Consider the following 25708-nt stretch of genomic DNA (forward strand, 5'->3'; position numbering starts at 1 on the left):
TGATAGTGTCAGAGAACAACCTTTAATATGGACAATCACCTTCTTGCATATCAAATTCATAATATTAGCGAAATGCACCGTATTTTAAGTTCTGTCCCTTCAAACTCCTAACCTGAAATGTCTTTTTTGATATAGTTAAAAGCATAGTAATAGGAATTCTCTCTAATCTTATTATCCTTTAAGAATTTCATTGTGTAATCTTTATATTTTTGATGATCAATTAAAAGTTGTGGGGTTGTTTTTTCTTTTTTATTCTCCATAGGATAGGTTTCAAAACCCAGATTCTCTTCAAAAAAAGTAATATACTTCCCCATTAATTGCCTCATTAAATATTCTTCTTTTAGTAAAACAACTGGTTTCTGATGGTAAATAGCCCATCCAAGTGCAGTACTGCTATGAGCAAATACGACTTCTGAATCACGAATTAATTCATGAGTCATTCCTATAAATGTTCTAAAATTCTTGAAACTTTCCTGAACTTCATCTGCAAATTTAACGGCATCAGGATGCAGGGCTATAACAATCTCGTCCAGATCCAGTTCATTTTTTAAACTTTTTAAGCAGCCTGCAAGTTGTTCATAATAGTATTCCTTATATCCTACAGGAGGTGTTTCCTGTTCTATCCCAGGATGAAGTATGGTTTGGTACGGCATTACCTGGTCAAGAAATACTCCAACTTTTTTAGATGTGTCAAACACTGCTGGCTTATTCTCCAGGGTATGATTAATATCATCAGAATGTACTATTATCCTGTTTTTCCTTTTCACACTAAAAAAAATCTTAGTTGGTACAAGGTTAGATGTACTACACAAAAAATAATCTGGCACAAAAAATCCATATCTGCGTCTATAATATTGTTTTAATAGGTGAAGAGGTAAAACTTTATCTAACTTTCTTATTGCATTATCTGTGAATTTTCTGATGGAGCTGGAAGGAATATGTACTGAAGAAAATCTTTTTGTATGATAGGTTAGAACTTTATCCTTTTTTCTAACCAAAATATCCAGAACCGGGGCAGCAAACTGCATATACTGATCGAAACTAACATATAAGGCTGGTTCTTGAGGCAACTGCTCGCGGAAATTCTTAAAATCTGCCAGTGAGCTACATTTTTTTCGGTTTTTAAGTATTAATTCATCTGTTGCTGTGGCTGAATTATTATAGTAGGCAGTGGCATCTAAAAAAACAAAATCGTAATTCTCTTCTTTTAATCTGTCTAACTGAAAAATTCGTCTATGGGCATCCCTTAAAATATTCGGGCAAAAGAAAATGATCTTCATTGTAATTGTTTGTTCTTCCTGAAAAGAAAATTAGTTCTCCAGCATGTCCCAGTTTAAGGCTGTACCTTTTTCAACATCCATATTCACCTTCTTCCCTAAAATTTCTGAATAATGCTTTGGATGTAAACCATATCCAGGACGAACAGATCTTAAATTTTTTTCAGTTAAAACTTCACCAGCACTTACATCCTCGGCGATATACAGTGAGCGAGAAAATTCACGACCACTTTTTTGCTTTTCAGTCAAATTATAATCTACTTCTCCTATGGCTTTTTCTGCCTGTCTCACAGCTGCAACCATATCTTTAAACTCCTGCTCATTCATAGAAAAAGAGGCATCCGGACCTCCTATAGAGCGGTCCAGGATAAAGTGTTTTTCAATTATTTTTGCCCCAAGAGAGGTTGCCACAACAGGAACAGTATTACCAATAGTGTGGTCAGAAAGCCCACTAATCACGCTATACCGCTCTGCCAAATCTTTCACCATCTTCATGTTGGCTTCATCAATAGGAGCAGGATATGAGGAAGTACATTTTAACAATGCCACATCATGGTTACCAACTCTGCGACATGCTTCCAGGGCTAATTCTATATCCTCCTTCTCTGCTATTCCTGTAGAAATAATTATTGGTTTTCCCTTTGATGCAGCTTTTTCAATTAATGGAATATCTGTTATTTCAAAGGAGGCAATTTTATAGGCGGGCGCATTAAGTTCTTCTAAAAATTCTACTGCCGAGAAATCAAAAGGAGAAGAAAAGCATACTAGGCCTTCTTCTTCGGCAGTCTTAAATAGTTCTTTGTGCCACTCCCAGGGTGTATAAGCTTCTTTATAAAGGTCATGTAAATATTTTCCATCCCAAATGGTGCCCTGCTTGAGCATAAAATCATCCTTTTGCACATCAAGGGTCATTGTGTCTGCAGTGTAAGTCTGTAATTTAATAGCATTAGCCCCTGCCCGCTTTGCTGCCTTTATAGTTTCCAGGGCAGTTTCTAAACTTCCATTATGATTGGCAGACAACTCTGCTATTATAAAGACTTCACTATTTTCATTTATTTCAAAACTTCCTATTTTCATCTTGCTAATTTAAAATTCGTACTACTGAAAAAGCTTCTGCATATGATGCTCCTACCACAATACCCCAACGTTGTGCCTGTATTTTTAAGGCTTTAGGGGACCTTGGATGAGGAAATTTACGCCTTTCAAATTCATAGCTTTCCATTCCCTTAATTTTTGCTTCAATCCCTTCTTCACTCACTTCAACAAAGAAATTCGGAATAAAATGCCGCGGATCGGTCGCTGCCCTCCATTCGGTTCCTGAAGGTGTTTCAAATGCAATAATAGTTTTAACCCTTTCAGACGCTAAAGGACGGCATGAGGTAATTACTGCCTCAAATGTTTTTTGGTGATCTACATTCACATCTCCTCCATGATGCGTAAAAACAACTCCAGGATCAAACCTATCCTTCTCCTTTTCTACTACTTTTATAATATCAAGCAAAGCCACAGTATCAAATCTATTATCAGGAAAATCATAAATCCCCACAGAATCATATCCAATTGCGCGCTGGGCGCTTAAGATATTTTCCCGATGAATCTCCAGCTCTCTCTTCCATTTTAACTGATCATGTATCTCTGATCGGGAAGTAATTCCTTCTCCCAGTATTACAACCCGGACTTTGCAGGAATACTCATTAATCAATTTATACATTGTAGCTCCAAGTCCCAATAATTCGTCATCTGGGTGGGCAACTACTACTAAAATTTTCTTATTTCTTAATGATTCTAACATCTGCTAATATTTCGTTTTCAGATTTAATTGAAGCTCTTGTAAATTCAAATCTAAAATTTTCATTTTCAAAGAAAGCAGGCGGATATCCCTCACAATCCAACATTCTTATGTAATCATAAACTTTGGCTAAATCAGATAATTCGGAAACATCTCCATCTTCAGGCTTTCTCCTTTTAAACTCTGTTATTTTTCCCTTTTGCTCTTCAGGTTCAAGACTATTCGAAATTATCTCTTTAATCATCTTTTCAACTATAGCTGTACTACGGATGAAAATTTCCTTAGCCGTACCATATAACATCAGGTCCTTTTTCAAGTATACAGGACCTGTGTCTAAACCTTTTTCAACTTTTAAGGCAGAAACTTTAGTTTTTTCTTCCCCTCTCACTATTAAATTCTGCAGAGGACTTCCTCCTCTTCCAAATGGCAGGTCCGTCATGTGAAAAACTATACATTCAAAATTTTCGTATATCGCATCCGGAATGATATACGACCAATGCGGTATGAAAATTTTATGCGGTTTTAATTCTATCAAACGATCCTGTTGAAATTCTGCTTTACTGGTTATTAAATTCCATTTATAATCAGGAAATGTTTCTTTAAGATTTTGGAACATCTCATAATGCCATGGCTTCTCTGAAAGGATAATATAATTTTTCATTTAATAAGTTCATATTCCACACTCTCCCGTAAATGGGCCACCTGGTGAAAACCTAATTTTTCAAAAATTTTTTTTGACTTTGGATTATCAGCCTTAACCCAGGCTTTAACCTTACCGTCTATTTTATTTAATCCTAACTCCAGTATTTTAGTACCCAATCCCTGTCCCCGGGAATTTTTTTCAACAGAATAAGATATTTTCCAATAATCATTCTCCCAGTCAAATCTAATCTGTCCTACGGGTTCAGCTTCATTTTCAAGAATATATAATTTAGTGTTCTCACTCCTCGTTCTGTTAGAGAACCATTCCTGATGCTCCTCCCAACCTATCTCCTTTGGAGTTAAAGCATTTTTTCTAACCTCAGGATCATTGATCCATTTAAACAACAGTAGACAATCTTTTTCTTCTACCTTTCTTAGTTGCAATTTCATCAGACAAACCCTCTGGATTAGTTTTTATATAGGCCTTTAATTCCTTTGGGGGGATAATCTGGGATAGAATTTAATTTGAACAAGTAAGAAATTCATAAAACTATTTTCAATTTCTGACAAAGTTTTACTATATGTCCTGTCAGCTACATTGAAAAAAGAAACGCCTTCTTTTTCTTCCAACTCCTTTTCATTCTTGATAATTTTAATGTGGTCATTTACATTTTGAAATTCAGGATGAGCTTCTTTAAATTTTCCAAGCTCTTCCTGCATAGTATCAAACTTATTATCTACAGACCTTTCTTCAAACTGATTTCCAAAAATGCTCGTCATGTCTTTAGCCGGAGTACCGGCATAAACATGATTTTCTTCCATATCTTTGGTAATAACAGCACCTACCATTGCCATACTCTTTTTTCTTGCAGTTATTGGAGAAACTATACAATGTCCCACAAACCAAACATCATCCTCTACCGTTAATTTTTTCTTTTGATCCCATCTGCATCCCTGTAAGGTGTCTCCAAATTTGATGTGACTCCATAACTGGGAATAGGCTCCTACTCCAACACCATTTCCAATCTCTAAACCACCTTCAGCATCCAGAATACAGTTTTGGCCAAACCAGCAGCAACTTCCTATTTTACAAGAATTATCTCCACTTCCAAAGGCATGGTTATTAATATTGGTGTAGTCCCCGATTTCCAGTGTGGGATAGTAAAAGCGACTATTTTTCCCTATGGTAACTCCATCACCAATTACTACTTTTTTTGCTTTTTTTCCAAATTTGTCCCCTATAAAGACTCCATCTTCTATGGTAACATATTTACCTATATGTACTTCTTCTGCATTTATGGTATACCCCATGATTATATTTGATTAGATTTTATAATATAAATATTCTGGTGAACATATTGGAATCAAAAAGCATTATTTTTCCTCCAGATATTCAAAATTCTTTAAATGGTTCTCTTTAGAAGATCCTATTTCTTTTCTCATTTGGTTGTAAGACTCCTCCTGTCTATATTCCAATTGCTGTAGATTCTTTAAAAAACTTTCTTCATTAAAATCTATTCCATTAAAAAATTTAAAGCCTTTCTTTTCTACTAAATATGCAAACAACAATTTTTGATTTTCAGCATAGTAAGTAATAAATGGCAAACATCCGGCTGCAATTACTTCAAAAACAATTCCGCTTGAAGGCACAATGGCAACATCTGAATCTTGCATAAGAGCTAACATAACTTCAGCATCCACTGCATGATATATCTTCACATTCGTAGTATTTCCTGCTATCTCCTGAATTTTCTCCACATTATCATATGCTGCACCCAGAACAACATTTACTCTCTTATACTGACTATAATGAATAACAGCAGTAAGGCATTTTTCCGTTAGATTATAAAAATCACTACCTCCAAAACAAATTAATACTGTTTCATTAGAGTTTCTTGTTACAACTTCCCTGGCTGCATGTAGAAACTGAGGCCTTAAAAGGGCATAATTTAACCCCAGGGCAAATTTAGTATAAGACTGGGCGTTATAATTCTGAGAGTTTATTCCCGGAGAATGATTAATAATAATATCAGCAAAAAATTCTTTATCATGTAAATCATCAATAACAACTAATTTACTCTCCTTGCTCTTAATACGTTGTTGGTAGCCGGAATCCATCCCATAATGATCGAGGATTACCATTGTCCCCGGAACCAGCTTCCCAAAAAAATCTTCCTCACTGGAAATTATTCTCACAGAAAAACCTTGTGAAGTGATTTCCTCCTGAAATTTTTCAGGAATAGATTTGCAAACAAACTCGAACTTGTATTTCACTTTTAGCATTTGAGCTAAGGCTATGCATCTCACCAGATGACCTAAGCCTATTTCCAACCCGCCATCAGCTCTTATAAAAATGCAAGGTTTATCCATTATTTCAAGAAATATTTTGCCATTTCTAAATCTTCATATTCATCTATATCTATAGCTTGTACCCAGTGAAGCGGAAAAAATCTATATTCAGGTCCATAAAAGGTTTCTGCCCTTTTCAATTCCTGAATATCGGCAATCCAAATAGCCCCTGTTGGACAATAAAGATCAGGCTGATCCTGAGACCTTTTCATCCTTTCTTTTTCTTCAAAAACAGGTATGGCTTTGCCTTCCTCATCAATTTTGTGAGCCCACCACGGATTCATCCAGCCATATTTAAATGAACTAATCTGGAAATGTAATTTTTTGGAAATAAAATTTTCAACGGCCTTATCTATATCTTTTGAACTTCTCAATGGACAATTTGCCATTAACTGAACCACAATTTGCTGATCAATAATATTAACTTCCTCCAGCTGCTCCAGTGTTCTGATGGTTGCAAGGCTAATTGGGGAATGATCATCTGCATTCTGATCTCTTAAAAATGGGACTTCTGCTCCATATTCACGGGAGACTTCGGCTATTTCCTCATCATCAGTACTTACCACAACTTTAGAAATATATTTTGATTCTAAAGCTGCCTGTATTGTCCATACAATCATTGGTTTTCCACACAAGGGAACAATATTCTTCTTAGGAATTCGCTTAGATCCACCGCGGGCAGGAATAACTGCTATAATTTTATCTTTTACCATACTGACCAGCCTCCGTCTATAATTAAATTTTGTCCCGTCATACTTTCAGATTTTTCTGATAAAAGAAAATCAACGGGTCCAACAACATCTTCCTCTTCAAGCATTCTTTTTTGCGGAGTCAGATTTTCATATCTTCTTAGGAATTCTTCATTAGTTCTTCCTTTAATACCTCCAAAACTCACGCAATTAACCCGTGTACCAGGAGCCATTCGCACTGCCAATTCTTTTGTAAGGTGTATTTGAGCCGCCTTACATACTCCATAATGAACGGGAGAAGATTCATGAAACTTCTCATAGAGATGTGGTGTGGGAGCAACAACTCCATACATAGAGGAAATAAAAACTATATTTTCAAGAGTAGAATTGTACTTCTTTAATTCCAGGGACAATTGATATGGAAAAACCACATCCATATGAAATTCTCCATGGAAGTTCTCTTTACTTACCGAATAATTCTCTTCAATTTTCAAATATTCTAGGGAACGGGCGTTATGTACAATACTATTAATTTCTATTTCTTTTTTATTCAGAAATTGCAGAATAGAAGTAATAGCATTTTCAGAAGAGAAATCAACTTCTATAACATATAGGTTGTTTCCATTATTTAAACTACCTTCTTTCTCTCTTAAAAATTTATCCTTGTTCCTGGTAGTGGTTATTACCACAAATTCTCTTTCTAAAAAATGCTGTACCAGTTGAAATCCAACTTTCCCACTTCCTCCGGTTATTAAAACAGTCTTCATAAATTTCCTTCTTCTAATATTTTTACAATCTCCATTGTTTCTTCTCTGGCAATATTTTTACTTCTATCTTGAACTACTTCCACAAACTTTCTTAATGATTCACGGAAACAAGAAAATGAATCACTAAAATTGGTTTCGAGATTAGCTTTAGTTCCGAAATATTTTATCTGAAGAGGTGTAGGAGCATCCCCGGTAACTTTTAGGTAAGCTGAAATATTCTTCCATTCGATGAAGACAAACCTAATTCCGTTTTTATCAAAAGGCACCACCTTTAACAATTTTCCCCGATCTGGAATTTGCGTAATAATTGGTTCAATAAGGTGCACAGCGTAAGTTTCCCAGTATTTTGGAACGGCACCTTCTACATGTAAAATCTTACCTAAATTATTTTTTTGACTTTCAGTTAGAATTAATTCCGATGCAAACCTAAGAGAGGAACATGTGAAAATTTGATCTTCATACTTTTGAGACTTTAATATCTTCTCTGCTTCCTGGCAGGAAACAGCAAGAGGTTTATCTATATAAATTGGTATTCCTGCTTTTAAAAAAGGTAAAGACATTTCATAATGTGTACTGGCATCATCCCTTGCCAGCAAAACAGCATCTACATGTCCTGTCATATCTTCCAAAGATTCGGCAATATTTTTAATATTTGACGCCCCGGCTACTTCCTTAGAAATTCTTGGATCTTGAGTCCATATATGTGTGACTTCTCCCAAATGGGATAAACCATCTTTTGGAAAGTCTTGAGCGGCAAGATATTCAGGAATAACTGGAAAAGGACATTTAAGCATTGCCTGTTTATCATATCTATTAAAAATAGCACTCCATGAATACGGATGCCCATTCCCTTCGCTCATTCCAATGATTCCTAACTTTATCTTTTTGGCCATAACGACGGAATTAAAATATTATCAGGAATTTCTTTAGTTAAAAAAGGTAATTCCTTAGCACTTTTCAACATTTGAAAGTTATTCTCCAATTGACTTTTGTCCTCTACTCCAATAATAACCTTGTCAATCATTTCATTAGATAAAACAAAATTTAAAAGATCACCTGCCAGGCTTGATTCCCTGTTTTGTATCTCTTCCAAATTTAATTTTATTTCGTCGAAAAATGAGGAAAGCTTACTTGGTTCCACAAAGAAGAGTCCCTGCAAAAAAGCAGACCTGGTGTGTATTTCACAACCACCATTTTTTAAGTCTTCTATTGCCTTTTCAAACCTTCTGTCAAAATAATTATATGGAACTTGAACTAAATCCGGCAATAATCCAATATTCAGCAATTTTTCTAATTCCTCTGGTTGGTTTAGAGAAAATCCAATTTTTTCAATTTTCCCAGCTTTTTTCAATTCAAGTAACTCCTGCCAGGCATCGGGCTCATCAATAAGGGCTAAGGGCCGATGGGCCAAATATCCATACAGAGATTCTACCCTTAGTTTTTCAAAAGAAGAGTTTAATTGCTCCTGAAGAGAAACGCCTTCTTCTGAAGGCATGAATTTTGAAACAATATTAAAATCTTCAACACCGCATATCCCCAATATTTCTTCTGCATTTCCATATGCTGAAGCAGAATCTAAAAACTTAATTTGATTTTTCCTGGCACAGTTTAAAATAGAACGCACTTCTTCCTTAGAAGTCTGTCCTCTCCCATTGGAGATGCCGTAATCCATTCCGAATTGTACAGTACCTAATCCTATTTTTTTACTTTGCAGCATAATAGGAGTTTATCTTTTCAATAACATATTCCTGTTCCTCTTCCTTCAAAGTAGGGTACATAGGAAGGCTTATACAATGTCTGTAATATTTTTCAGCATTTGGAAAATCGCCTTCTTTCCAGCCGAATTGCCTGTAATATGGCATTAGGTGGCATGGGATATAGTGAATTTGAGCATAAATCTTATTCTCCCGAAGAAAATTATACAGCCCCAAACGATCAGAAACCTCTAAGATATACAGGTGATAGGCATGGCCCTTTACTACTCCCGACTGACCTTTAACATAGGCTTTATCCTTAAAAAAATTGTAATAGTTCTGCGCAATTCTTCGTCTTTCAACTAATCCTTCATCGGCTCGCTGGAGCTGACTGTTTCCCAATGCTGCCTGAAAATCTGTAATTCTGTAATTAAACCCCAGCTCCTGCATTTCCATGTACCACAAAGGATAACTATTATCTTTTCCTCCAGCGAGATCAACAGAATTTTTATAAAGAGATTTTTCTTTTACGATTCCATGCGTTCTTAGTTGAAGTAGTTTTTGATATAGTTCTTCATCATCTGTAGTTATCATGCCCCCTTCCCCGCTGGCAATATGTTTTACAGGGTGAAAAGAAAAAATCGCAAGATCTGCATATTTTCCATTCCCGCAGATTTGGTTATTATTCTGCTTATCAAGAAAGAAACCGCCTGGTGCGTGGCAGGCATCCTCAATAATCCATAAATTATATTCTTTTGCAAGCTTTTGTAAAGCTTCCATATCTACCGATCTGCCGGCAAAATCTACTGGAATTATCCCTTTGTAGGTTCCTTCAGGAGATTCTTGCAAAAGTTTCCTGACATTTTCAATATCAATAAGATATGTTTCAGGATCAATATCAGCAAAAACCACTTCACCTCCGGCATATTTTACACAGTTTGCAGAAGCCGCAAAAGTAATAGGAGTAGTAATGACTTTATCTCCCTTTTCGACACCAAGAGAAAGTGCGCATAAATGAAGAGCGGCAGTGCCATTAGCTACTGCCACTGCATATTCACTACCTACATATTGCGCAAAGTTTTTTTCGAATTCAGCAACTTTAGGCCCCTGAGTCAAATAATCAGATTTAAGAGTATCAATAACTGCAGAAATGTCCTCTTCAGTTATATTTTGCCTTCCATATGGAATCGGATTGTTCATACAAATAGTTATTTTACTTCAAAAGTTGGATCTACATGTTCTTTAATTAAAGCCCTTAGATTATCTACTGTTTCCCAATCCTCATTCTCTCCTGAATTATATTGAAAACCTGGTTTAACTTTCTTCGCGTTAAATTTTTCAAGATAGTCTTCTTTATTCCACTTGTGAGTGGTAGGTAATATGGCATAATACCGCCCCAGATCATAAGTATAATGGGAATCTGATGATGTTATCATTTCCTCATGTATTTTTTCTCCCGGACGAATACCAACAACTGGTTTCTCACAATTTGGGCCAATAGCTTCAGCAATATCAGTTATTTTATATGAAGGGATTTTAGGGACAAATATTTCTCCTCCCCATGCATTTTCAAGGGCATGCATTACCATATCCACCCCTCCCTGAAGCGATATATTAAATCTTGTCATCGTAGGATCTGTAATAGGAAGTACTCCTTCTTTCCTTCTTTTTAAGAAGAATGGAATTACTGAACCATTGGATCCCATTACATTACCGTATCGCACAACAGAAAATTTTATAGGGTTCCAGCCTGTAATATTATTTGCTGCAACAAAAAGTTTATCTGATGCCAGCTTTGTGGCGCCGTAAAGATTGATTGGAGCAGCAGCTTTATCTGTAGACAAAGCAACTACCCGGCTTACTTCCGTCTCCAGGCAAGCATTAATGATATTCTCAGCACCCAAGATGTTAGTTTTTACACATTCCATGGGATTGTATTCTGCTATAGGAACATGTTTCATTGCGGCGGCATGAATAACATAATCTATACCTTTCAGAGCTCTCTTCACCCTATCGAAATCTCTAACATCTCCAATAAAAAAACGAATTTGAGGGTGTTTTGAAACAGGATACTCCTGAGCCATTTCAAATTGTTTTTGCTCATCTCTTGAAAAGATTACCAATTTTTTGATATTGGGCGAGTTCTTTAACATATGCGCTGTTAAAGCCTTTCCCAAAGAACCGGTACCACCGGTTATAAGGATGGACTTACCTGATAGTTCCAACATATAATTATATCTATTTTAAGGGCCAAAATTAAAGACTTTAAAAGCCTAAGAACTATAACCCGTTTATTTTAAATCAAATTTAACAAGTAGAAATTTTTGCTTTTATAGGATAATTCAACAATTTAGATAATTAAGCACCAATTTTCTGTTTTTTGAAAGGGCCTGGCTATAGCTCTTTTTAAGCAACAAAGATTTCCACATGTAGTGAAAAATTATTTTTAAGCCGTATTTTTTAATCCTTTGCTTATGAGCTGGAAAATTTTCAATCATCAACATTCTATCTTCCAATTTGTTACGCAAAGCATTAACCCGGTTGCGACCGGAAGTAGCACCTGCAGAGTGTATATTATATTGTGCTGTAATCTCCTTAAAATTATAGCCTTTTCCGTACTGCAAAACACTGCACCAAACTGTCCAGTCTGGGGTAAAGTAACGTGAAAAATTTTTAAAGGGAGGGATGTCCAATGCTTCTTTTCGTAATACTACAGAGCAGGTTGTAAACTGATTTCTCCATAAGATATCTTCCAGGGAAACAGCACCATATTTTTTTCCTCCACTTTCGCCTTCTTCTCCATTTTCATTGCTGCTCTTCACTTTACTACCACATAGAACATACTGCTTATTATTATCTAAAAAATCAATCTGCTTTTTCAATTTATCGGGATCAATCCAATAGTCATCCCCCTCACATACCGCTATATATTCTCCATTACATTCTCCCAGAGTACCAGTCCAGTTACCCAACATTCCGAGATTAGCCGGTCTCTCTATAAGCCTTATGAGATCTGGGTACCTGTTTTGATATTCCTTACATATTGCTAATGTATTATCTGTAGATTTATCTTCTCCAATCACAATTTCATAAGGAAAATCTAAATTTTGTGATATAGCACCATCAAGGCACTTCCTGAGAAACTTCTCATGATTATAAGTTATAATACAAGCCGAAACCTTAGGCTTTTTTGTATGCATATTGTTATAGTTAATCCGTTAAAAAGGGACATTTATTTACAATCATCCTCAGCTTTCAATAGCCTTGCTTCGTAATTCCTGTAACAAGTAAGCCTGACTAATATTATTATCATATTCTTCTTCTCTATTAATACTATCTCCAAGTATACAAGTGTAAAAGTATATAAGCATGTTTTTAAAGTGATTATCATCTTTAAGGTTTACCTCCTTTAAACCTTCAGAATTTGTTTCTAAAAAGAGTGTAGGAGTAAAATCTTCTTTAGCTGTAAAGATCCTGTTAGTGTAGAGTTTACCCTTAGAACCAACCACCTCAAGATTACATTGGTAATAATTGTCGAACCCAAAAGCTATTTGGGAAAATAAAGAACCATTTTTCTGTTTCAGAAAAGCTCCTCCCCAGATATCAACGCCAAGATCTTCATCAAAATTTAGTACTGCGGAAGTAACTTCAAGCTCTTTTCCTAACAGAAGCTGAGATAGTCTTACGGGATACGCCCCTGCATCCAGTAAAGCTCCTCCCCCTAAATCTTTACGATACCTTATGTTAGTTTTATCAGGAAAAGGAGGAAAACAGAACGTACTTCTTAAGATACGTATTTTCCCTATTACACCATTATCAAGAATTTCCCTAATGGTTTTTAGTTGGGAATGAGTTCTAAACTGAAAATTCTCTAATAGTACAAGGTTTTTCTCCTTTGCCAGAAAATTTAGCTCTTTAACCTCTTCATAATTACAAGCAAGTGATTTTTCAACTAATACGTGCAAGCCTTTTTTCAAAGACTTTTTAACCCATTCATAATGCATGGCATTGGGTAGGGGAATATAAACAGCATCCAAGTTCGTCTGTTCTATAAGGGCATCATAACCTTTTACAATATTATAATCAGGATAATCCACTTTGGAAGGATCCCTGGTGGCAACTCCTATAAATTCGAATTTATCTTTCAGGGAATTCAAAATTGGAACAACAGATCGCATCGCAATGTTCGCTGTACCTAAAACCCCTATTCTTATTTTTTTATTCATGAATTTATATTATGAAATGATAAAGCAGAAAGTAAATTTCTCGCCTGTATATTTATATAATTATTATGCTTCATAAACGTTTGAAGCTGACTAAAAGTCATCCAAATATAATTTTTGGGGAGCTCCAGGGGAAAGTCCTCATCTGCCATTATAAGGAGGTTTCTGTTTTGTTCTTTATAAAACCTTCCTCCTTCTTCTGACTGTAAAGTATCAAAAATAACTTTTTCCTTAGGTGCATTCAACACCTGTTTTAGGAAGGGAAGCGTTTTCAATGAAGTATTATTTTTGTAATTATCTGTAAGGCACTGTACTGTAGGAGCAAATTCAATTAAATCAAAATTGCCACACTCCATTTTTGTTTGTACTATAAAGTGCAGCACCCCATTAATATTTTTACATATAAAAGCGCAAAGCCCTTCCTGAACCGGCTTTACCATTGGCTGCGACCAATTTATAACTTCACGGTTGCCTATCTTTATGTCTGCAGCTATAATTTCAAAATATTTATGCTCTTCATGATAGATCGCTGTATCACCTACTATCCAATTATTTAAAGACATTAACGGGACTTTGGAAATTTCTAATTCCAATTCACATTTTCTACCGGTAATAAAAAGGATAATATCATTAAGGCTATTATAGCTGTTGACATCCAGTGCATAAGATTTTAAAAGCCCCTTATTAAAACTATTCCATTTAACATCTTCAAAAATACTGATAACTTCCACACTTTCTGAAGTCAAATCTCCCAATGGAATACCTGATATTACAGTACGGGTATCCATATTTACAACATTATTGTGACCAATAAGTTCTTTTATTTGCGCCAGGGTTAACCAAAGGAAGTTTTCGAGAATTTCTATATCTTCCTCTACTTTAATAATAATATTTCTATTTCTCTTTTTTATAAACCTTGCTCCCTGTTCAGACTGAAGTTGATCCAGCATTACCTGATCTTTGGTAGCATTTTTAAAATAATCCAGATATGCCGGAGCATTACCTTTATGAACCCTGGAATAGTTGCTCTTGGTTGCCTGAAGTGTGGGAGACAATTGCACATAATTAATGTTTCCGGGTTCAATTTTTGCCTGCATTAAAAAATGCAATACTCCATTAATTTCTTTGGTAATGAAGCCTAAATAACCAATTTCAGGTTGATTTATAATTGGCTGTTGCCAGTGAGAAACATTTCCATAATTTGTACTAACATCTATACCGTCTATAGAGAAAAACTTCCCGGATTCATGACTAAGATTATTATGGCTTAATTTCCAGTTTTTTAATTTAGAAAATGGAATTTGATCTACAGATACTTCTACTCTTTCATTTTGCTCTTTTATCCATTCCAGGGCATAATCAGTAGAAACAAAAGTGTTACCCTGGTTTACAAGACTTTTTAGAAATAAGCACAAATTCCGGTTCATATTTAGTTGTATTAAATATTGGTAATTTTAAAGTTTATAATTTTCCAACCCCTTAAATTTCTTGAATTCATCGTAATGCCTTATCGATACATTATTCTTGTAAGTAAGAGATGCAAAAACCAAACAAACAGCGCCTGCAGAAAAATCATAAAGGTCTCTCCATATTCCCGGAACAACGAAAAGCCCTTGGTTTGGCTGATTAAGCCTTACTACTTTCTTATTTTTCCCATCATCCAGAAGAACATCAAAACTTCCTCCCGTAGCAACTATTAATTGATATAAATCTGTATGAGCATGCCCTCCCCTGGACACCCCTTCAGGCATTCCATACATATAGTATACGCGCTCTATAGGAAAATTTATATTTTGGTTTCCCTGAACCGCGACCATATTTCCAAATTGATCTTGTAACGTATCCAGCGGTAAAATTGAACAATCAAATACACTGTTTTTATTCATGATTTTTCAATTTTAGAAATTCATAATGCTCATAAACATATTCTTCTTCATTATATTTTTCAGAACCTAAAAGAAGAATCATTGAATTCGAGGAAAAATTTTTCATCTTCACCCAATATTCCGGCGGAATATAAAGCCCCTTAAATGCCTTATTCAGAAAAAAAGTAGATGTATTTTTTCCATTGGTTACCAGAACCTCAAGGCTGCCGGTAAGTGGGATAATTAACTGTTCACTATTTTTGCAGGCGTACCCGACCGGCATTTCCTCCATTGGCAGGTCGTAACGCCATACCGCTCTTTCAATTTTAAAGGGTATGTGAAGATCCTTCTCTATATAAGTAAGATACCCCCGGGACTCTTTATTTTTGGGCAATTCTAAAATTTTTGGCTCTGTAATAGTGTTCATGTCTATAATATTATATTAGCGCTAATCAGTACACCTTTGCCAGTTCCCTTAAATAAGCACCATACTTAGATTTCCCATATCTTTCAGATAATTGGTTCAGGGAATCTTTATCAATAAAATTCCTTAAATAGGCTACCTCCTCAATACAACCAATCATAGCACTTTGCCTGTTTTGGATTACACGAATAAATTCTGTAGCATCATCCAAAGATTCCACCGTACCGGTATCAAACCAGCTCATCCCCCTGGTCATTACCCCCACTTCTAAATTTCCTTCTTGCAGATATCTTTGGTTTATAGTAGAAATTTCTTTCTCCCCCCTTCCAGATGGTTTAACCTCTTTAGCATATTCAACAACTTTATTGTCATAAAAATATAAACCGGGAATAGCATATTTAGACTTTGGCAGCTCAGGCTTTTCTTCTATGCTAAGTACCTTATTTTCTTTATCAAATTGAACTACGCCATAACGCTCAGGATCTTTAACCGGATAAGCAAAAATAGATGCCCCTTCAATATTTACTTTGCTTGCCAGAAGGTTGGCCAATCCATTTCCGTAGAAAATGTTATCTCCTAAAACCAATGCTACTTTCTCTTCGCCAATAAACTCTTCTCCTATTGTAAAAGCTTCTGCTAATCCTTTGGGTTCTTTTTGAACAGCATATTCAAAATTACAGCCAAGATGGCTACCATCCCCAAGAAGTTTCTTAAAAGAACTTTGATCTTCAGGGGTTGAAATGATTAATATATCCTTTATACCTGCCAACATTAGAACCGATAATGGATAATAGATCATTGGCTTGTCATATACCGGAAGCAACTGTTTGCTTACCGCTATAGTTATAGGATATAACCTACTGCCAGAGCCTCCGGCCAGAATAATTCCTTTCATTTTTTAGTTTTTGTAAATTTCTAAATCAGGAATACTGCTTATTATAATAATTCTGGTATTCCCCTGAAGTAACATTTTTAATCCATGCTTGGTTAGATAAATACCACTCTACAGTCTGTTCCAAACCTTCTTCAAAAGTAACTGTAGGGCTCCAACCTAGTTCTTTGTTAATTTTTGAAGCATCTATAGCATACCTTTTGTCATGTCCCGGCCTGTCCTTTATAAAAGTTATTAAGGAAGCTGAACTCCCTTCTTCCCTGTTCAATTTTGCATCCATTATCTTGCACAAGAGTTGAATTAGATCAATATTCTGCCACTCATTAAAACCTCCTATATTATAGGTAGATTTATTTTGACCTTTTTCCAGTAAAAGTTTTATTGCCAGTGCATGATCTTTAACAAAAAGCCAATCCCTTGTGTATTTTCCATCACCATATACCGGAAGAGGCTTCTTCTCAATAATATTATTAATGAATAATGGAATCAGTTTTTCCGGGAACTGGTTGGGACCATAATTATTTGAACAATTTGAAATAATGTATGGAAGGTTATATGTTTCTCCAAAAGCTCTTACAAAATGATCTGACCCGGCCTTTGAAGCAGAATAAGGAGAATTTGGTGCATATGGTGTGGTTTCTGTAAAGAAACCAGTTTCGCCCAGGGTTCCATAAACTTCGTCTGTGCTAATATGGTAAAACAGGTTATTTTCCATATTACTTCCCCATATTCCCCTGGCTGCATTTAAAAGGTTTACAGTTCCTAAAATATTAGTTCTTACAAAGGCATCAGGATTAGTAATTGACCTGTCAACGTGTGATTCTGCAGCAAGATGTATGATTTTTTGAAAATTGTACTTTTTGAAAAGCTTTTCAATTTGCGAAAAATCGTTTATATCGGCCTTTAAGAAAGTATAATTTACTTCCGATTCTATATCCTTTAAATTTTCAAGATTTCCAGCATAGGTAAGACTATCAAGATTATATATATGCCAATCTTTAAATTCCTCTACAAATAGCCTTACCACTTGAGAGCCAATAAAGCCAGCTCCTCCCGTTATTAAAATATTTTTTGTACTCATCTTTCCCACTTAAATTATAACTCTTGTAGTTCAACTAATTTTTTAAAATAGTATGAAGTTGTAACAAGTTCATTAAAGTTTCCTGTTTTAGAAATTACCCCATCTTTCATTACCACTATTTTATCAGCATTCTTAATAGTAGAAATTCTATGAGCAACTATAAGTATGGTATATCGACCTTTTAGTTCATCAATATTACTTTGGATGGCTTTTTCTGTTTCAGAATCCAGGGCAGAGGTAGCTTCATCCAAAATTAATATTTCCACATCCTTATATAATTCCCGTGCTATGGAGATCCGTTGTCTTTGCCCCCCACTTAGTGTCATTCCGTTATTGCCCAATACTGTTTCCTCGCGATCAGGTAAATCATTAATAAAATCAAATATTGCTGCTTGCTTAATTGCGGTCCAAAACCGCTCTTCAGTATATTCGTTTTTTTCTTCCCAAAAAGTAATATTGTTAAAAAGTGTATCATTAAAAATTACCGGATCCTGTGTGATATATCCAATTTTATTCTGAAGGTAATTAAGATCAAGTTCTGTACTTATATGCTTGTTAATTTTGTAAAGCCCTTCTTCCACAGGTAGCAACCCTGCAATTATATTTACCAAGGTAGTTTTTCCACTACCACTTTCACCCACAAAGGCAACAGTTTCATTGCTTTTTATACCTAAATTAATTTCTCTAAGAACTGCTGTTTTTCCGTAGTAAAAGTAAATGCTGTTTAGATCTAATGTTTGTATAGCTCCCTCCAGTTCCAGGCCGCCGTTAAGATCTTGATTTTCTTTCAGTTCCTTCTCAAATTGCTGCATGTTCTCTAAAGAGCCTGAGACTGATAAAAACTTATTCCATCTCACCTGAAGTTGCATCAAATAATTAAGTGCCCGGTAAAAAAATACCAAACTCAGCAATATTGGACCTAATTCAGACCCAAATAGAGTGTTTTGAATAATAATAACGGAAACCACCACAATAATTAAAATAGGTTCCCTACCAGCAGTCAGAATAGCATCTAATTTGCCAATTCTTACATTGCTGTCTCTAATTCTAAGAACAGATTCATGCAATTTTCTCCCATAGCTATGCAAAGAACCAGTTGCCTTCAAATATTTATAATTCCCAACATTTTGAATAATCAAACTTTGAAAGTTGTTATTCTCTCCTGTTAATGTTCTGGAAACACCTTTGGTTTTTTTATATAAATGTTTGAAAAGGAAGTTAGTTAAAGCACCTCCTATGGTAACAAGTATAGCAAACTGGGCATCAATCCAAAACGCAAAACCCATATATACAGCTACCAGAATCCCATATTCCACTGCTTTAAAATAATTAAAGTAGGAAGTAGCTACCCGATCCACCTCACCTGTAAGTGTATTTTGAATACGACCAACATTGGAATTGACAAAATACTTGTAAGCCAGATTATTTAGACCTTTGATATTTTTAAGCCTTAGTCTTTTAATAAACCATTCCTGAACATTCACTCTGTAAACGCCGGCAAAATATTGAAAAACCCCTTTTGCTAAAAAGAAGAAAGTCATTATTCCTAAAACCATCAGCAGAGTGAGTTCTATTCCTGAATCTTCAAAAAAGTCTACTAAAAAACTAAGATGTCCCAGCCCCTCAGGATCTACATTACCTTCACCACTAACCATTTGCAGTAATGGTAAAAACATAGTTAATCCAAATCCGTCAAGGATCCCGATGATAATGCTGAAAGAAACGACAATTAATATTCGATACCCCAGATAGGAATAAAAATATGCAAGGCTTTCAAAATATTTTTTTATTATTCTTTTTATCAATCCTATAAATTAATTTAATTTCCTATTGCATAATATTCGAAACCTACTTCTTCTTTTGTCTTTCTATCCAAAAGCCTGCGGCCATCAAACAAAAACGCCGGCTTCAGCATATTCCTGTATACTGTTTGCCAGTCCAGTTCTTTAAACTCATCCCATTCAGTTAATACAGCAACGGCATGCGCCTCCTCACAGGCGACATAAGCATCTTTAACCACAGTTACTTTAGAACGATTTTCTTCAGACGAACGGGTATTTAAATAATCAAGGTCCGCATAAACCTGCTCTTCTTTTACCGTTGGATCATAAACCACAATTTCGGCATGCTCATTTAGAAGATAATCTGCTACGTAAATTGCTGCGGACTCCCTGGTATCATTAGTATCTTTTTTAAATGCCCAACCTAATACAGCAATCTTTTTACCCGAGACTGTATTATATAAAGTTTTCACAATATTAGCCGCAAATCTTCGCTTTTGATGGTCGTTCATAATGATCACCTGCTCCCAGTAATCGGCCACTTCTTTTAAACCAAAGGATTTAGCTATATAAACCAAATTCAATATATCTTTTTGAAAGCAGGAGCCTCCGAAGCCTACCGATGATTTCAGGAATTTGGCGCCAATCCTGGAATCCATCCCAACAGCCTTCGCTACTTCATTAACATCGGCGCCGGTTTTCTCACATAATTCTGACATGGCGTTTATACTGGATACCCGTTGAGCCAAAAAGGCATTTGCAGTTAATTTAGACAGTTCTGAAGACCAAACATTTGTAGTTAAGATGTTTTCTCTGGGCACCCATGAGGCATAAATATTCACCAAAGCCTCCATAGCTTCTTTTCCTTCAGAAGTTTCCACATCTCCACCGATTAAAACCCTGTCCGGCTTTTTTAAATCCTGTATAGCGGTTCCTTCTGCAAGAAATTCAGGATTAGATAAAATCTGATACTTTACTCCATTACCTGTGTTATCCAAAATATCTTTAAGCGCAGCCGCGGTACGTACAGGAAGGGTAGATTTCTCAACAACTATTTTATCATTTTTCGCAACTCTGGCGATTTGTCTTGCACAAAGCTCAATCCATTTCAAGTCGGCTGCCATACCTTTTCCTATACCATAAGTTTTTGTAGGTGTATTTACAGAAATAAAAATCATGTCTGCTTTGTCAATGGCAGCATCAACTTCTGTTGAAAAGAAAAGGTTTTTACCTCTGGCTTCTTTTACCACTTCAGGCAAACCAGGTTCATAAACAGGAATATTCTCCACATCTTCATCATTCCATGCTGCGATCCTTTTTTCGTTAATATCAACTACGGTCACATCTATTTCAGGACACTTTTGAGCAATTACCGCCATAGTAGGACCTCCTACATATCCTGCACCAATGCAACAAATATTCTTAATCTTCAATTTTAGCTGGTTTAAATAGTTCTTAGTTTCGTTTTTATAATTTTTTGTCGCATTTATCCCCAAGAACCCCTTTTACATCATAAACAACAGCGTTTTTATCTTTGAGAGAATCAAAATCAAGGTTCAGGAATTCTTTATGTGCCACCGCCAGGACAATAGCCCCAAATTTTTTATCTGGCAGGTTCTTAGTAGTTTTTAGCCCATATTCGTGCATGACCTCCTCAGGATCTGCCAAGGGGTCGTAGACCGTAAGATCAGTACCATATTCTTTCAGGTTTTTTATAACATCTATAACCTTTGTATTTCTAACATCAGGACAGTTTTCTTTAAAGGTCACACCCAAAACAAGCACGTTTGTACCTTTTACTTTTTGATCGTTCTGAAGCATTAGCTTCACTACTTCTCCTGCAACATACTGCCCCATCGAATCGTTCATTCTTCTTCCCGCAAGGATAATTTCAGGATGGTAGCCAATTTCCTGTGCTTTTTGTGCCAGGTAATAAGGATCTACCCCTATACAATGCCCACCCACAAGTCCTGGTTTAAATGGTAGAAAATTCCATTTTGTTCCTGCAGCTTCCAACACATCTTGTGTGTCAATTCCCATCATATTAAAAATCTTTGCCAGTTCATTAACAAATGCGATATTAATATCCCTTTGGGAATTCTCAATAACCTTGGCAGCTTCAGCAACTTTAATTGTAGGCGCCAAATGAGTGCCTGCAGTAATAACAGACGCATATAACTCATTGACTTTTTCTCCTGTCTCTGCCGTAGATCCCGCTGTAACTTTTAGGATTTTCTCTACCGTATGTTCTTTATCGCCGGGGTTAATTCTCTCAGGAGAATATCCTACAAAAAAATCTTCATTAAATTGAAGTCCGCTGTGTTTTTCCAGTACGGGCACACATTCTTCTTCAGTAACCCCGGGGTAGACGGTGGATTCATAAACTACTACATCACCTTTCTTTAGTACTTTCCCAACAGTTTCGCTACTTTTATAAAGCGGAGTTAAATCTGGGCGATTGTTCTTATCAACAGGAGTAGGCACCGTAATAATATAATAATTGCAGTCCTTAATATCATCCAGGTTTGCCGAACAATACAAACCAGTTGTACCAGATGGTTCCTGCTTTAAAACCGACTGAAGCAATTCATTTTCAACTTCAAGAGTAGCATCTACTCCATTCATTAATTCCTTCACTCTTTTTTGATTAATATCAAATCCCACTACAGGATATTTTTCTGCAAAAAGCCTTGCCAGAGGTAATCCCACATAACCAAGCCCAATTACTGCAATCTTTACATCTTTATTCATTATGAAATTTAAATTTCGTAAGAGGTTAAATTATCTCAGGTTATTCCAGTACCAGTCTACAGCTTCTTTCAACCCTTCTTTAATAGGGAATTCAGGGCTATACCCAAGAAGTTGCTTAGCTTTATCTACAGAAGCCAGGGAATGTGGAATATCTCCCGGGCGATTAGGACCATGCTTAACTTCAATCTTTGCTATCTCCTTATCATATTCAGAAAGGAACTTTTTTAAATATTGGGTTAGCTCTACTAAATTTGTTCTATCCCCTACAGCCGTGTTATAAATTTGGTTTACAGCTTCGGGATTTTCCACCGTTAAAGCTCTAAGATTCATCTGAATAACATTATCTATATAAGTAAAATCGCGGGAATAGGTGCCATCTCCATTTATTACCGGGCTTTCGTGCTTCATAAACTGCATAACGAATTTCGGAATAACAGCAGCATATGCTCCATTTGGATCCTGTTTTCTTCCGAATACGTTAAAATAACGTAATCCTATAGTGTCCAGATTATAGGCATCATGGAAAATATCGGCGTATAATTCATTGACGTATTTAGTAATCGCATATGGAGATAGAGGCTTTCCTATCTTATCTTCTACTTTTGGCAGACTTTCAGAATCTCCATAAGTGGAAGAGCTTGCTGCATAAACAAAACGTTTTACCCCGGCATCTCGGGCAGCAACAAGCATGTTTAAAAAGCCAGTAACATTTACTTCATTACTGGTAACAGGATCTTTTAATGAACGCGGAACCGAACCCAGAGCGGCTTCATGTAAAACATAGTCTTTTTCCTCACAAGCCCTTCCACAGGTTTCTGCATCGCGAATATCCCCTTCTATTAAAGTGAAGTCGGGATTATTAATAATAGCATCAAGGTTATGCCGGTGGCCGGTAGAAAAATTATCGAGACAGGTAACTTTTGCTCCTAAACCAAGCAAACGTTCGCATAGATTAGAACCGATAAAACCGGCTCCTCCGGTAACTAAAACCTGCGTTGAATCCAGCCTGGAATACTGATCTTCACTCATGAAATATTTCAATTTTTAACATTTAGAAAGGCCAAAGATATAATTTCCTTTCTAAGCTAAAGATTTCTCCCTCTTAAAGAAATGCAAAAAATGAAAGAAATATAGATCCTACTCTAAAACACGGTCGACTCTAAATGTACCAGTTCAGTATTAATTATTTTTTCTGTGCTTTTATCAGAAAGTAGTTTGCCGTTAAGCCTGTCTATGAGCATTTGCATGGCATTTTTCCCGACTTCTTCAGGAAACTGCTCAATGTAACTAATGGAAGGAGTTAAAAAACGGGCAACATTTTTAGGTAAAAAACCAATCATCTTTAGGTCTTCAGGGATACGAATATTATTTTCATACGCCATTCTGTAAACCCGCATTGCGCTCTCAAAATCGGTACAAAGCACTGCTTCCACTTTTTTATTTACAAGAATATCATGAATACCATCAATAAGAACCTGTTTTCTTGAAGATGCCGCAATCATGCTCTCCATACCTTCAGCTAAAGCACTTTCATATCCTTTAATTCTTAGTTTCCCCACTCCCAGGTGATGAATTCCTGAAGCAAGACCAATCTTCTTTATCCCTTTTGAAATTAGCAGATTTGTGGCTTCTGCAAAACTTTTCTCATCATCGATTCCCACCTTGTCCACCGGCACATCAATATTTATACGGTCGTACAATACAACCGGAATTTCATACTCCAGGATGCCAAAAATATGATCGTAATTTCTTGCCCTGTGGGTGGCTTCCGAAATGGCAATTAGCACGCCATCTACAAAGCCGGAAGTAAGCATATCTGTAATTTGCTTTTCCCTTTCCAGGGATTCATTGGAAATATAAGTGATTACCTGCAGTCCCTCTTGTTGTGCTTTGGCTTCAATACCAGAGAGAACCTTTGCGAAAAAATTATTGGATATATTTGGAATAACCACTCCTATAGTACCGCTTTTACTACTCTTCAAATTTACCGCCACCGGATTTGGCCTGTAGTTGTGCAATGCTGCAAGTTCCTTAACTCTTTCTATGGTTTTGGGGCTAATTTCTGAACTGTCATTCAGGGCCTTGGAAACTGTAGAAACAGAAACATTTAATAATTTCGCTAATTCCTTGAGGGTTATTTTGTTCTTCATAATTAAGAGTGCAAGAAATAATTCAACAAATTTAGACTATTTCAACTATTTTTTGCGGATTCTATTACCTAAATTTCATATTAATAAACTTAATTTAATATTGTGGATTTCGATTTAATTAAAAATTGAGCCTTTTCCATAAATTAGATTCAGCTCTTTTTTATTATTTTCATCTAAAAATATTATAGATCATGAAGTTTCTGCACTCCTACTGGTTCTATATTGTTGCTGCAATAATTACTATAGTTGGATTAGTTACAGGCTGGTATTTCTTTCTTCTTTTTGTAATTCCTTTTGGGTTATTTAATCCTGGGAAGAAAGATAAAGATGAGTAACAAGTTAAAGTTATACTAAATCATCTTCTTCTCTTGCAAGACAAGCGTCACAGACGTATTTTGAAATGAATGTTCAAACAAAACCAACTTATGAAACGAAAAGGTACTTTATCGCAAACCCTCAATATGTTGAGACTTGAAGAAGGCTATGAAGAAGACTTCAACCTAATCGATAAAAAATTAAAATCTGAAGCTGAAAAAGAAGAGTTTTTATCCCAGGAATTTGTGGTGGATGAGGTTTACAGGTTTGAGGGGCCTTCCAACCCGGGGGACGAAGCAGTGTTATATGCTATTAGTACTTCCTCCGGGCGTAAAGGAGTTCTTGTGGATGGATACGATTATTCTTCGGGACAGACCTCTGCAGAACTTATAAAAAAGCTGGATCTCAAAAAGAATCGACCAATAGATTAATTTTATGATTTCCTCTTTTCCTGCTACAAGGAGTATTGTAATTTTGAATTAAAATTTTAAAATCAATAAACAAAAACTATGAGCTATTTAGGTTTAGATAATGGTAAAACAGAAAAAACCGTGGAAGAATTAAATATTCTTTTAGCCGATTATCACTTATATTATCAGAAATTAAGAAACTTCCACTGGAATGTAATTGGAAAAAATTTCTTTGACCTGCACGAAAAATTTGAAGAACTTTATGATGATGCAAAACTAAAGGTTGATGAAATTGCAGAACGAATTCTTACCCTTCGTCATCAGCCAACCAGCAACCTGAGTGATTACCTGAAACTTTCCAGTCTTAAAGAGTCTAAGAGCGAACTTTCAGACCTTGAAATGATTGAACAGCTACTGGAAGATCACGGTTTACTTCTTACACAAATGAGAAAAGTAGTAAAAACAGCAGAAGATGGAGGCGATGAAGGAACCATTGACCTTATTGGAGCCTATATTCGGGAGCTTGAAAAAACCAGCTGGATGCTTGACGCCTGGAAAATGAAAACCACAGAAAGCCATAAGGCAATATAGGTTGCTAATCCCCCATAA

The 25708-nt window shown here is 35.8% G+C and carries 28 protein-coding genes; 3 read left to right on the forward strand and 25 right to left on the reverse strand.

The features are described from left to right. Positions 1–107: 107 nt before the first annotated feature. The 25 genes from RM553_RS15425 to RM553_RS15545 form a co-directional block, all read right to left on the reverse strand. Positions 108–1280: a hypothetical protein gene (locus RM553_RS15425; RefSeq protein WP_311535845.1), complete on the reverse strand. Its 1173-nt coding sequence runs from the start codon at positions 1278–1280 to the stop codon at positions 108–110. Between the two features lie 30 nt (positions 1281–1310). Then, positions 1311–2354: a pseudaminic acid synthase gene (gene pseI / locus RM553_RS15430; RefSeq protein ID WP_311535846.1), complete on the reverse strand. Its 1044-nt coding sequence runs from the start codon at positions 2352–2354 to the stop codon at positions 1311–1313. Between the two features lie 4 nt (positions 2355–2358). Beyond that, positions 2359–3069, reverse strand: a complete 711-nt coding sequence (locus tag RM553_RS15435) for a PIG-L deacetylase family protein (RefSeq protein ID WP_311535847.1) — start codon at positions 3067–3069, stop codon at positions 2359–2361. Beyond that, positions 3047–3727, reverse strand: a complete 681-nt coding sequence (locus tag RM553_RS15440) for a formyl transferase (protein ID WP_311535848.1) — start codon at positions 3725–3727, stop codon at positions 3047–3049. Before RM553_RS15440 ends, RM553_RS15435 begins: the two co-directional genes overlap by 23 nt. After that, a complete protein-coding gene (locus RM553_RS15445) occupies positions 3724–4158 on the reverse strand; it encodes a GNAT family N-acetyltransferase (RefSeq protein WP_311535849.1) in 435 nt (144 codons plus the stop codon). The genes RM553_RS15440 and RM553_RS15445 overlap by 4 nt, the downstream gene beginning before the upstream one ends. 36 nt (positions 4159–4194) lie before the next feature. Further along, the gene (locus RM553_RS15450; protein WP_311535850.1) at positions 4195–5019 is read right to left on the reverse strand and encodes a hypothetical protein; all 825 of its coding nucleotides are present in this window, start codon (positions 5017–5019) and stop codon (positions 4195–4197) included. Between the two features lie 63 nt (positions 5020–5082). Then, a complete protein-coding gene (gene pseG / locus RM553_RS15455) occupies positions 5083–6078 on the reverse strand; it encodes a UDP-2,4-diacetamido-2,4,6-trideoxy-beta-L-altropyranose hydrolase (RefSeq protein WP_311535851.1) in 996 nt (331 codons plus the stop codon). Beyond that, entirely contained in the window at positions 6078–6770 is a 693-nt protein-coding gene (locus tag RM553_RS15460; protein ID WP_311535852.1) for an acylneuraminate cytidylyltransferase family protein, read from the reverse strand. Before RM553_RS15460 ends, pseG begins: the two co-directional genes overlap by 1 nt. Further along, positions 6764–7513 (reverse strand): SDR family oxidoreductase, encoded by a 750-nt coding sequence (locus RM553_RS15465; RefSeq protein ID WP_311535853.1) that lies wholly within the window; start codon positions 7511–7513, stop codon positions 6764–6766. The genes RM553_RS15460 and RM553_RS15465 overlap by 7 nt, the downstream gene beginning before the upstream one ends. Continuing rightward, on the reverse strand, positions 7510–8406 hold the full coding sequence (locus RM553_RS15470) for a Gfo/Idh/MocA family oxidoreductase (RefSeq protein ID WP_311535854.1): 897 nt from the start codon (positions 8404–8406) through the stop codon (positions 7510–7512). The genes RM553_RS15465 and RM553_RS15470 overlap by 4 nt, the downstream gene beginning before the upstream one ends. After that, the gene (locus tag RM553_RS15475; RefSeq protein ID WP_311535855.1) at positions 8391–9230 is read right to left on the reverse strand and encodes an aldo/keto reductase; all 840 of its coding nucleotides are present in this window, start codon (positions 9228–9230) and stop codon (positions 8391–8393) included. Before RM553_RS15475 ends, RM553_RS15470 begins: the two co-directional genes overlap by 16 nt. Beyond that, positions 9217–10407: a UDP-4-amino-4,6-dideoxy-N-acetyl-beta-L-altrosamine transaminase gene (gene pseC, locus RM553_RS15480; protein WP_311535856.1), complete on the reverse strand. Its 1191-nt coding sequence runs from the start codon at positions 10405–10407 to the stop codon at positions 9217–9219. Before pseC ends, RM553_RS15475 begins: the two co-directional genes overlap by 14 nt. Positions 10408–10415: 8 nt before the next feature. After that, positions 10416–11435 carry a UDP-N-acetylglucosamine 4,6-dehydratase (inverting) gene (gene pseB / locus RM553_RS15485; RefSeq protein ID WP_311535857.1) on the reverse strand — a complete coding sequence of 340 codons (1020 nt, stop codon included), beginning with the start codon at positions 11433–11435 and terminating at the stop codon, positions 10416–10418. Positions 11436–11549: 114 nt separating this feature from the next. Further along, a complete protein-coding gene (locus tag RM553_RS15490; RefSeq protein WP_311535858.1) occupies positions 11550–12407 on the reverse strand; it encodes a glycosyltransferase family 2 protein in 858 nt (285 codons plus the stop codon). 48 nt (positions 12408–12455) lie between these two features. Further along, positions 12456–13433, reverse strand: a complete 978-nt coding sequence (locus RM553_RS15495) for a Gfo/Idh/MocA family protein (RefSeq protein WP_311535859.1) — start codon at positions 13431–13433, stop codon at positions 12456–12458. Beyond that, the gene (locus RM553_RS15500) at positions 13430–14857 is read right to left on the reverse strand and encodes an NDP-hexose 2,3-dehydratase family protein (protein ID WP_311535860.1); all 1428 of its coding nucleotides are present in this window, start codon (positions 14855–14857) and stop codon (positions 13430–13432) included. Before RM553_RS15500 ends, RM553_RS15495 begins: the two co-directional genes overlap by 4 nt. 27 nt (positions 14858–14884) lie before the next feature. Beyond that, entirely contained in the window at positions 14885–15316 is a 432-nt protein-coding gene (locus tag RM553_RS15505) for a sugar 3,4-ketoisomerase (RefSeq protein WP_311535861.1), read from the reverse strand. Continuing rightward, the gene (locus tag RM553_RS15510; protein ID WP_311535862.1) at positions 15309–15722 is read right to left on the reverse strand and encodes a sugar 3,4-ketoisomerase; all 414 of its coding nucleotides are present in this window, start codon (positions 15720–15722) and stop codon (positions 15309–15311) included. Before RM553_RS15510 ends, RM553_RS15505 begins: the two co-directional genes overlap by 8 nt. 25 nt (positions 15723–15747) lie before the next feature. After that, on the reverse strand, positions 15748–16614 hold the full coding sequence (rfbA, locus tag RM553_RS15515) for a glucose-1-phosphate thymidylyltransferase RfbA (protein WP_311535863.1): 867 nt from the start codon (positions 16612–16614) through the stop codon (positions 15748–15750). 25 nt (positions 16615–16639) lie between these two features. Continuing rightward, on the reverse strand, positions 16640–17692 hold the full coding sequence (gene rfbB / locus RM553_RS15520) for a dTDP-glucose 4,6-dehydratase (protein WP_311535864.1): 1053 nt from the start codon (positions 17690–17692) through the stop codon (positions 16640–16642). Positions 17693–17706: 14 nt separating this feature from the next. Next, positions 17707–19497 carry an ABC transporter ATP-binding protein gene (locus RM553_RS15525; protein WP_311535865.1) on the reverse strand — a complete coding sequence of 597 codons (1791 nt, stop codon included), beginning with the start codon at positions 19495–19497 and terminating at the stop codon, positions 17707–17709. A 14-nt stretch (positions 19498–19511) separates the two neighbouring features. Beyond that, complete coding sequence (locus tag RM553_RS15530; RefSeq protein ID WP_311535866.1) at positions 19512–20906, reverse strand: nucleotide sugar dehydrogenase; 1395 nt, start codon at positions 20904–20906, stop codon at positions 19512–19514. Positions 20907–20940: 34 nt separating this feature from the next. Beyond that, positions 20941–22224, reverse strand: coding sequence for a nucleotide sugar dehydrogenase (locus RM553_RS15535; protein ID WP_311535867.1), 1284 nt, complete (start codon positions 22222–22224; stop codon positions 20941–20943). A 30-nt stretch (positions 22225–22254) separates the two neighbouring features. Then, complete coding sequence (locus RM553_RS15540) at positions 22255–23253, reverse strand: SDR family oxidoreductase (protein WP_311535868.1); 999 nt, start codon at positions 23251–23253, stop codon at positions 22255–22257. Positions 23254–23366: 113 nt separating this feature from the next. Further along, complete coding sequence (locus RM553_RS15545) at positions 23367–24374, reverse strand: LacI family DNA-binding transcriptional regulator (RefSeq protein WP_432271467.1); 1008 nt, start codon at positions 24372–24374, stop codon at positions 23367–23369. Positions 24375–24565: 191 nt separating this feature from the next. Here RM553_RS15545 and RM553_RS15550 point away from each other — a divergent pair, with 191 nt between their 5' ends. From RM553_RS15550 to RM553_RS15560, 3 genes are all read left to right on the forward strand, one after another. Next, positions 24566–24709, forward strand: coding sequence for a hypothetical protein (locus tag RM553_RS15550; protein ID WP_311535869.1), 144 nt, complete (start codon positions 24566–24568; stop codon positions 24707–24709). Between the two features lie 90 nt (positions 24710–24799). Continuing rightward, on the forward strand, positions 24800–25120 hold the full coding sequence (locus RM553_RS15555) for a phosphoribosylpyrophosphate synthetase (protein WP_311535870.1): 321 nt from the start codon (positions 24800–24802) through the stop codon (positions 25118–25120). Between the two features lie 78 nt (positions 25121–25198). Then, on the forward strand, positions 25199–25690 hold the full coding sequence (locus RM553_RS15560) for a Dps family protein (protein ID WP_311535871.1): 492 nt from the start codon (positions 25199–25201) through the stop codon (positions 25688–25690). Positions 25691–25708 lie beyond the last annotated feature (18 nt).

The sequence above is a fragment of the Autumnicola tepida genome (assembly GCF_031846485.1).
Taxonomy (GTDB): domain Bacteria; phylum Bacteroidota; class Bacteroidia; order Flavobacteriales; family Flavobacteriaceae; genus Autumnicola; species Autumnicola tepida.

Coding starts and splice junctions, on each gene's coding strand:
- RM553_RS15425 (WP_311535845.1), bottom strand. CDS start 1,280: ATGAAGATCATTTTCTTTTGCCCGAATATTTTAAGGGATGCCCATAGA.
- pseI (WP_311535846.1), bottom strand. CDS start 2,354: ATGAAAATAGGAAGTTTTGAAATAAATGAAAATAGTGAAGTCTTTATA.
- RM553_RS15435 (WP_311535847.1), bottom strand. CDS start 3,069: ATGTTAGAATCATTAAGAAATAAGAAAATTTTAGTAGTAGTTGCCCAC.
- RM553_RS15440 (WP_311535848.1), bottom strand. CDS start 3,727: ATGAAAAATTATATTATCCTTTCAGAGAAGCCATGGCATTATGAGATG.
- RM553_RS15445 (WP_311535849.1), bottom strand. CDS start 4,158: ATGAAATTGCAACTAAGAAAGGTAGAAGAAAAAGATTGTCTACTGTTG.
- RM553_RS15450 (WP_311535850.1), bottom strand. CDS start 5,019: ATGGGGTATACCATAAATGCAGAAGAAGTACATATAGGTAAATATGTT.
- pseG (WP_311535851.1), bottom strand. CDS start 6,078: ATGGATAAACCTTGCATTTTTATAAGAGCTGATGGCGGGTTGGAAATA.
- RM553_RS15460 (WP_311535852.1), bottom strand. CDS start 6,770: ATGGTAAAAGATAAAATTATAGCAGTTATTCCTGCCCGCGGTGGATCT.
- RM553_RS15465 (WP_311535853.1), bottom strand. CDS start 7,513: ATGAAGACTGTTTTAATAACCGGAGGAAGTGGGAAAGTTGGATTTCAA.
- RM553_RS15470 (WP_311535854.1), bottom strand. CDS start 8,406: ATGGCCAAAAAGATAAAGTTAGGAATCATTGGAATGAGCGAAGGGAAT.
- RM553_RS15475 (WP_311535855.1), bottom strand. CDS start 9,230: ATGCTGCAAAGTAAAAAAATAGGATTAGGTACTGTACAATTCGGAATG.
- pseC (WP_311535856.1), bottom strand. CDS start 10,407: ATGAACAATCCGATTCCATATGGAAGGCAAAATATAACTGAAGAGGAC.
- pseB (WP_311535857.1), bottom strand. CDS start 11,435: ATGTTGGAACTATCAGGTAAGTCCATCCTTATAACCGGTGGTACCGGT.
- RM553_RS15490 (WP_311535858.1), bottom strand. CDS start 12,407: ATGCATACAAAAAAGCCTAAGGTTTCGGCTTGTATTATAACTTATAAT.
- RM553_RS15495 (WP_311535859.1), bottom strand. CDS start 13,433: ATGAATAAAAAAATAAGAATAGGGGTTTTAGGTACAGCGAACATTGCG.
- RM553_RS15500 (WP_311535860.1), bottom strand. CDS start 14,857: ATGAACCGGAATTTGTGCTTATTTCTAAAAAGTCTTGTAAACCAGGGT.
- RM553_RS15505 (WP_311535861.1), bottom strand. CDS start 15,316: ATGAATAAAAACAGTGTATTTGATTGTTCAATTTTACCGCTGGATACG.
- RM553_RS15510 (WP_311535862.1), bottom strand. CDS start 15,722: ATGAACACTATTACAGAGCCAAAAATTTTAGAATTGCCCAAAAATAAA.
- rfbA (WP_311535863.1), bottom strand. CDS start 16,614: ATGAAAGGAATTATTCTGGCCGGAGGCTCTGGCAGTAGGTTATATCCT.
- rfbB (WP_311535864.1), bottom strand. CDS start 17,692: ATGAGTACAAAAAATATTTTAATAACGGGAGGAGCTGGCTTTATTGGC.
- RM553_RS15535 (WP_311535867.1), bottom strand. CDS start 22,224: ATGAATAAAGATGTAAAGATTGCAGTAATTGGGCTTGGTTATGTGGGA.
- RM553_RS15540 (WP_311535868.1), bottom strand. CDS start 23,253: ATGAGTGAAGATCAGTATTCCAGGCTGGATTCAACGCAGGTTTTAGTT.
- RM553_RS15545 (WP_432271467.1), bottom strand. CDS start 24,374: ATGAAGAACAAAATAACCCTCAAGGAATTAGCGAAATTATTAAATGTT.
- RM553_RS15550 (WP_311535869.1), top strand. CDS start 24,566: ATGAAGTTTCTGCACTCCTACTGGTTCTATATTGTTGCTGCAATAATT.
- RM553_RS15555 (WP_311535870.1), top strand. CDS start 24,800: ATGAAACGAAAAGGTACTTTATCGCAAACCCTCAATATGTTGAGACTT.
- RM553_RS15560 (WP_311535871.1), top strand. CDS start 25,199: ATGAGCTATTTAGGTTTAGATAATGGTAAAACAGAAAAAACCGTGGAA.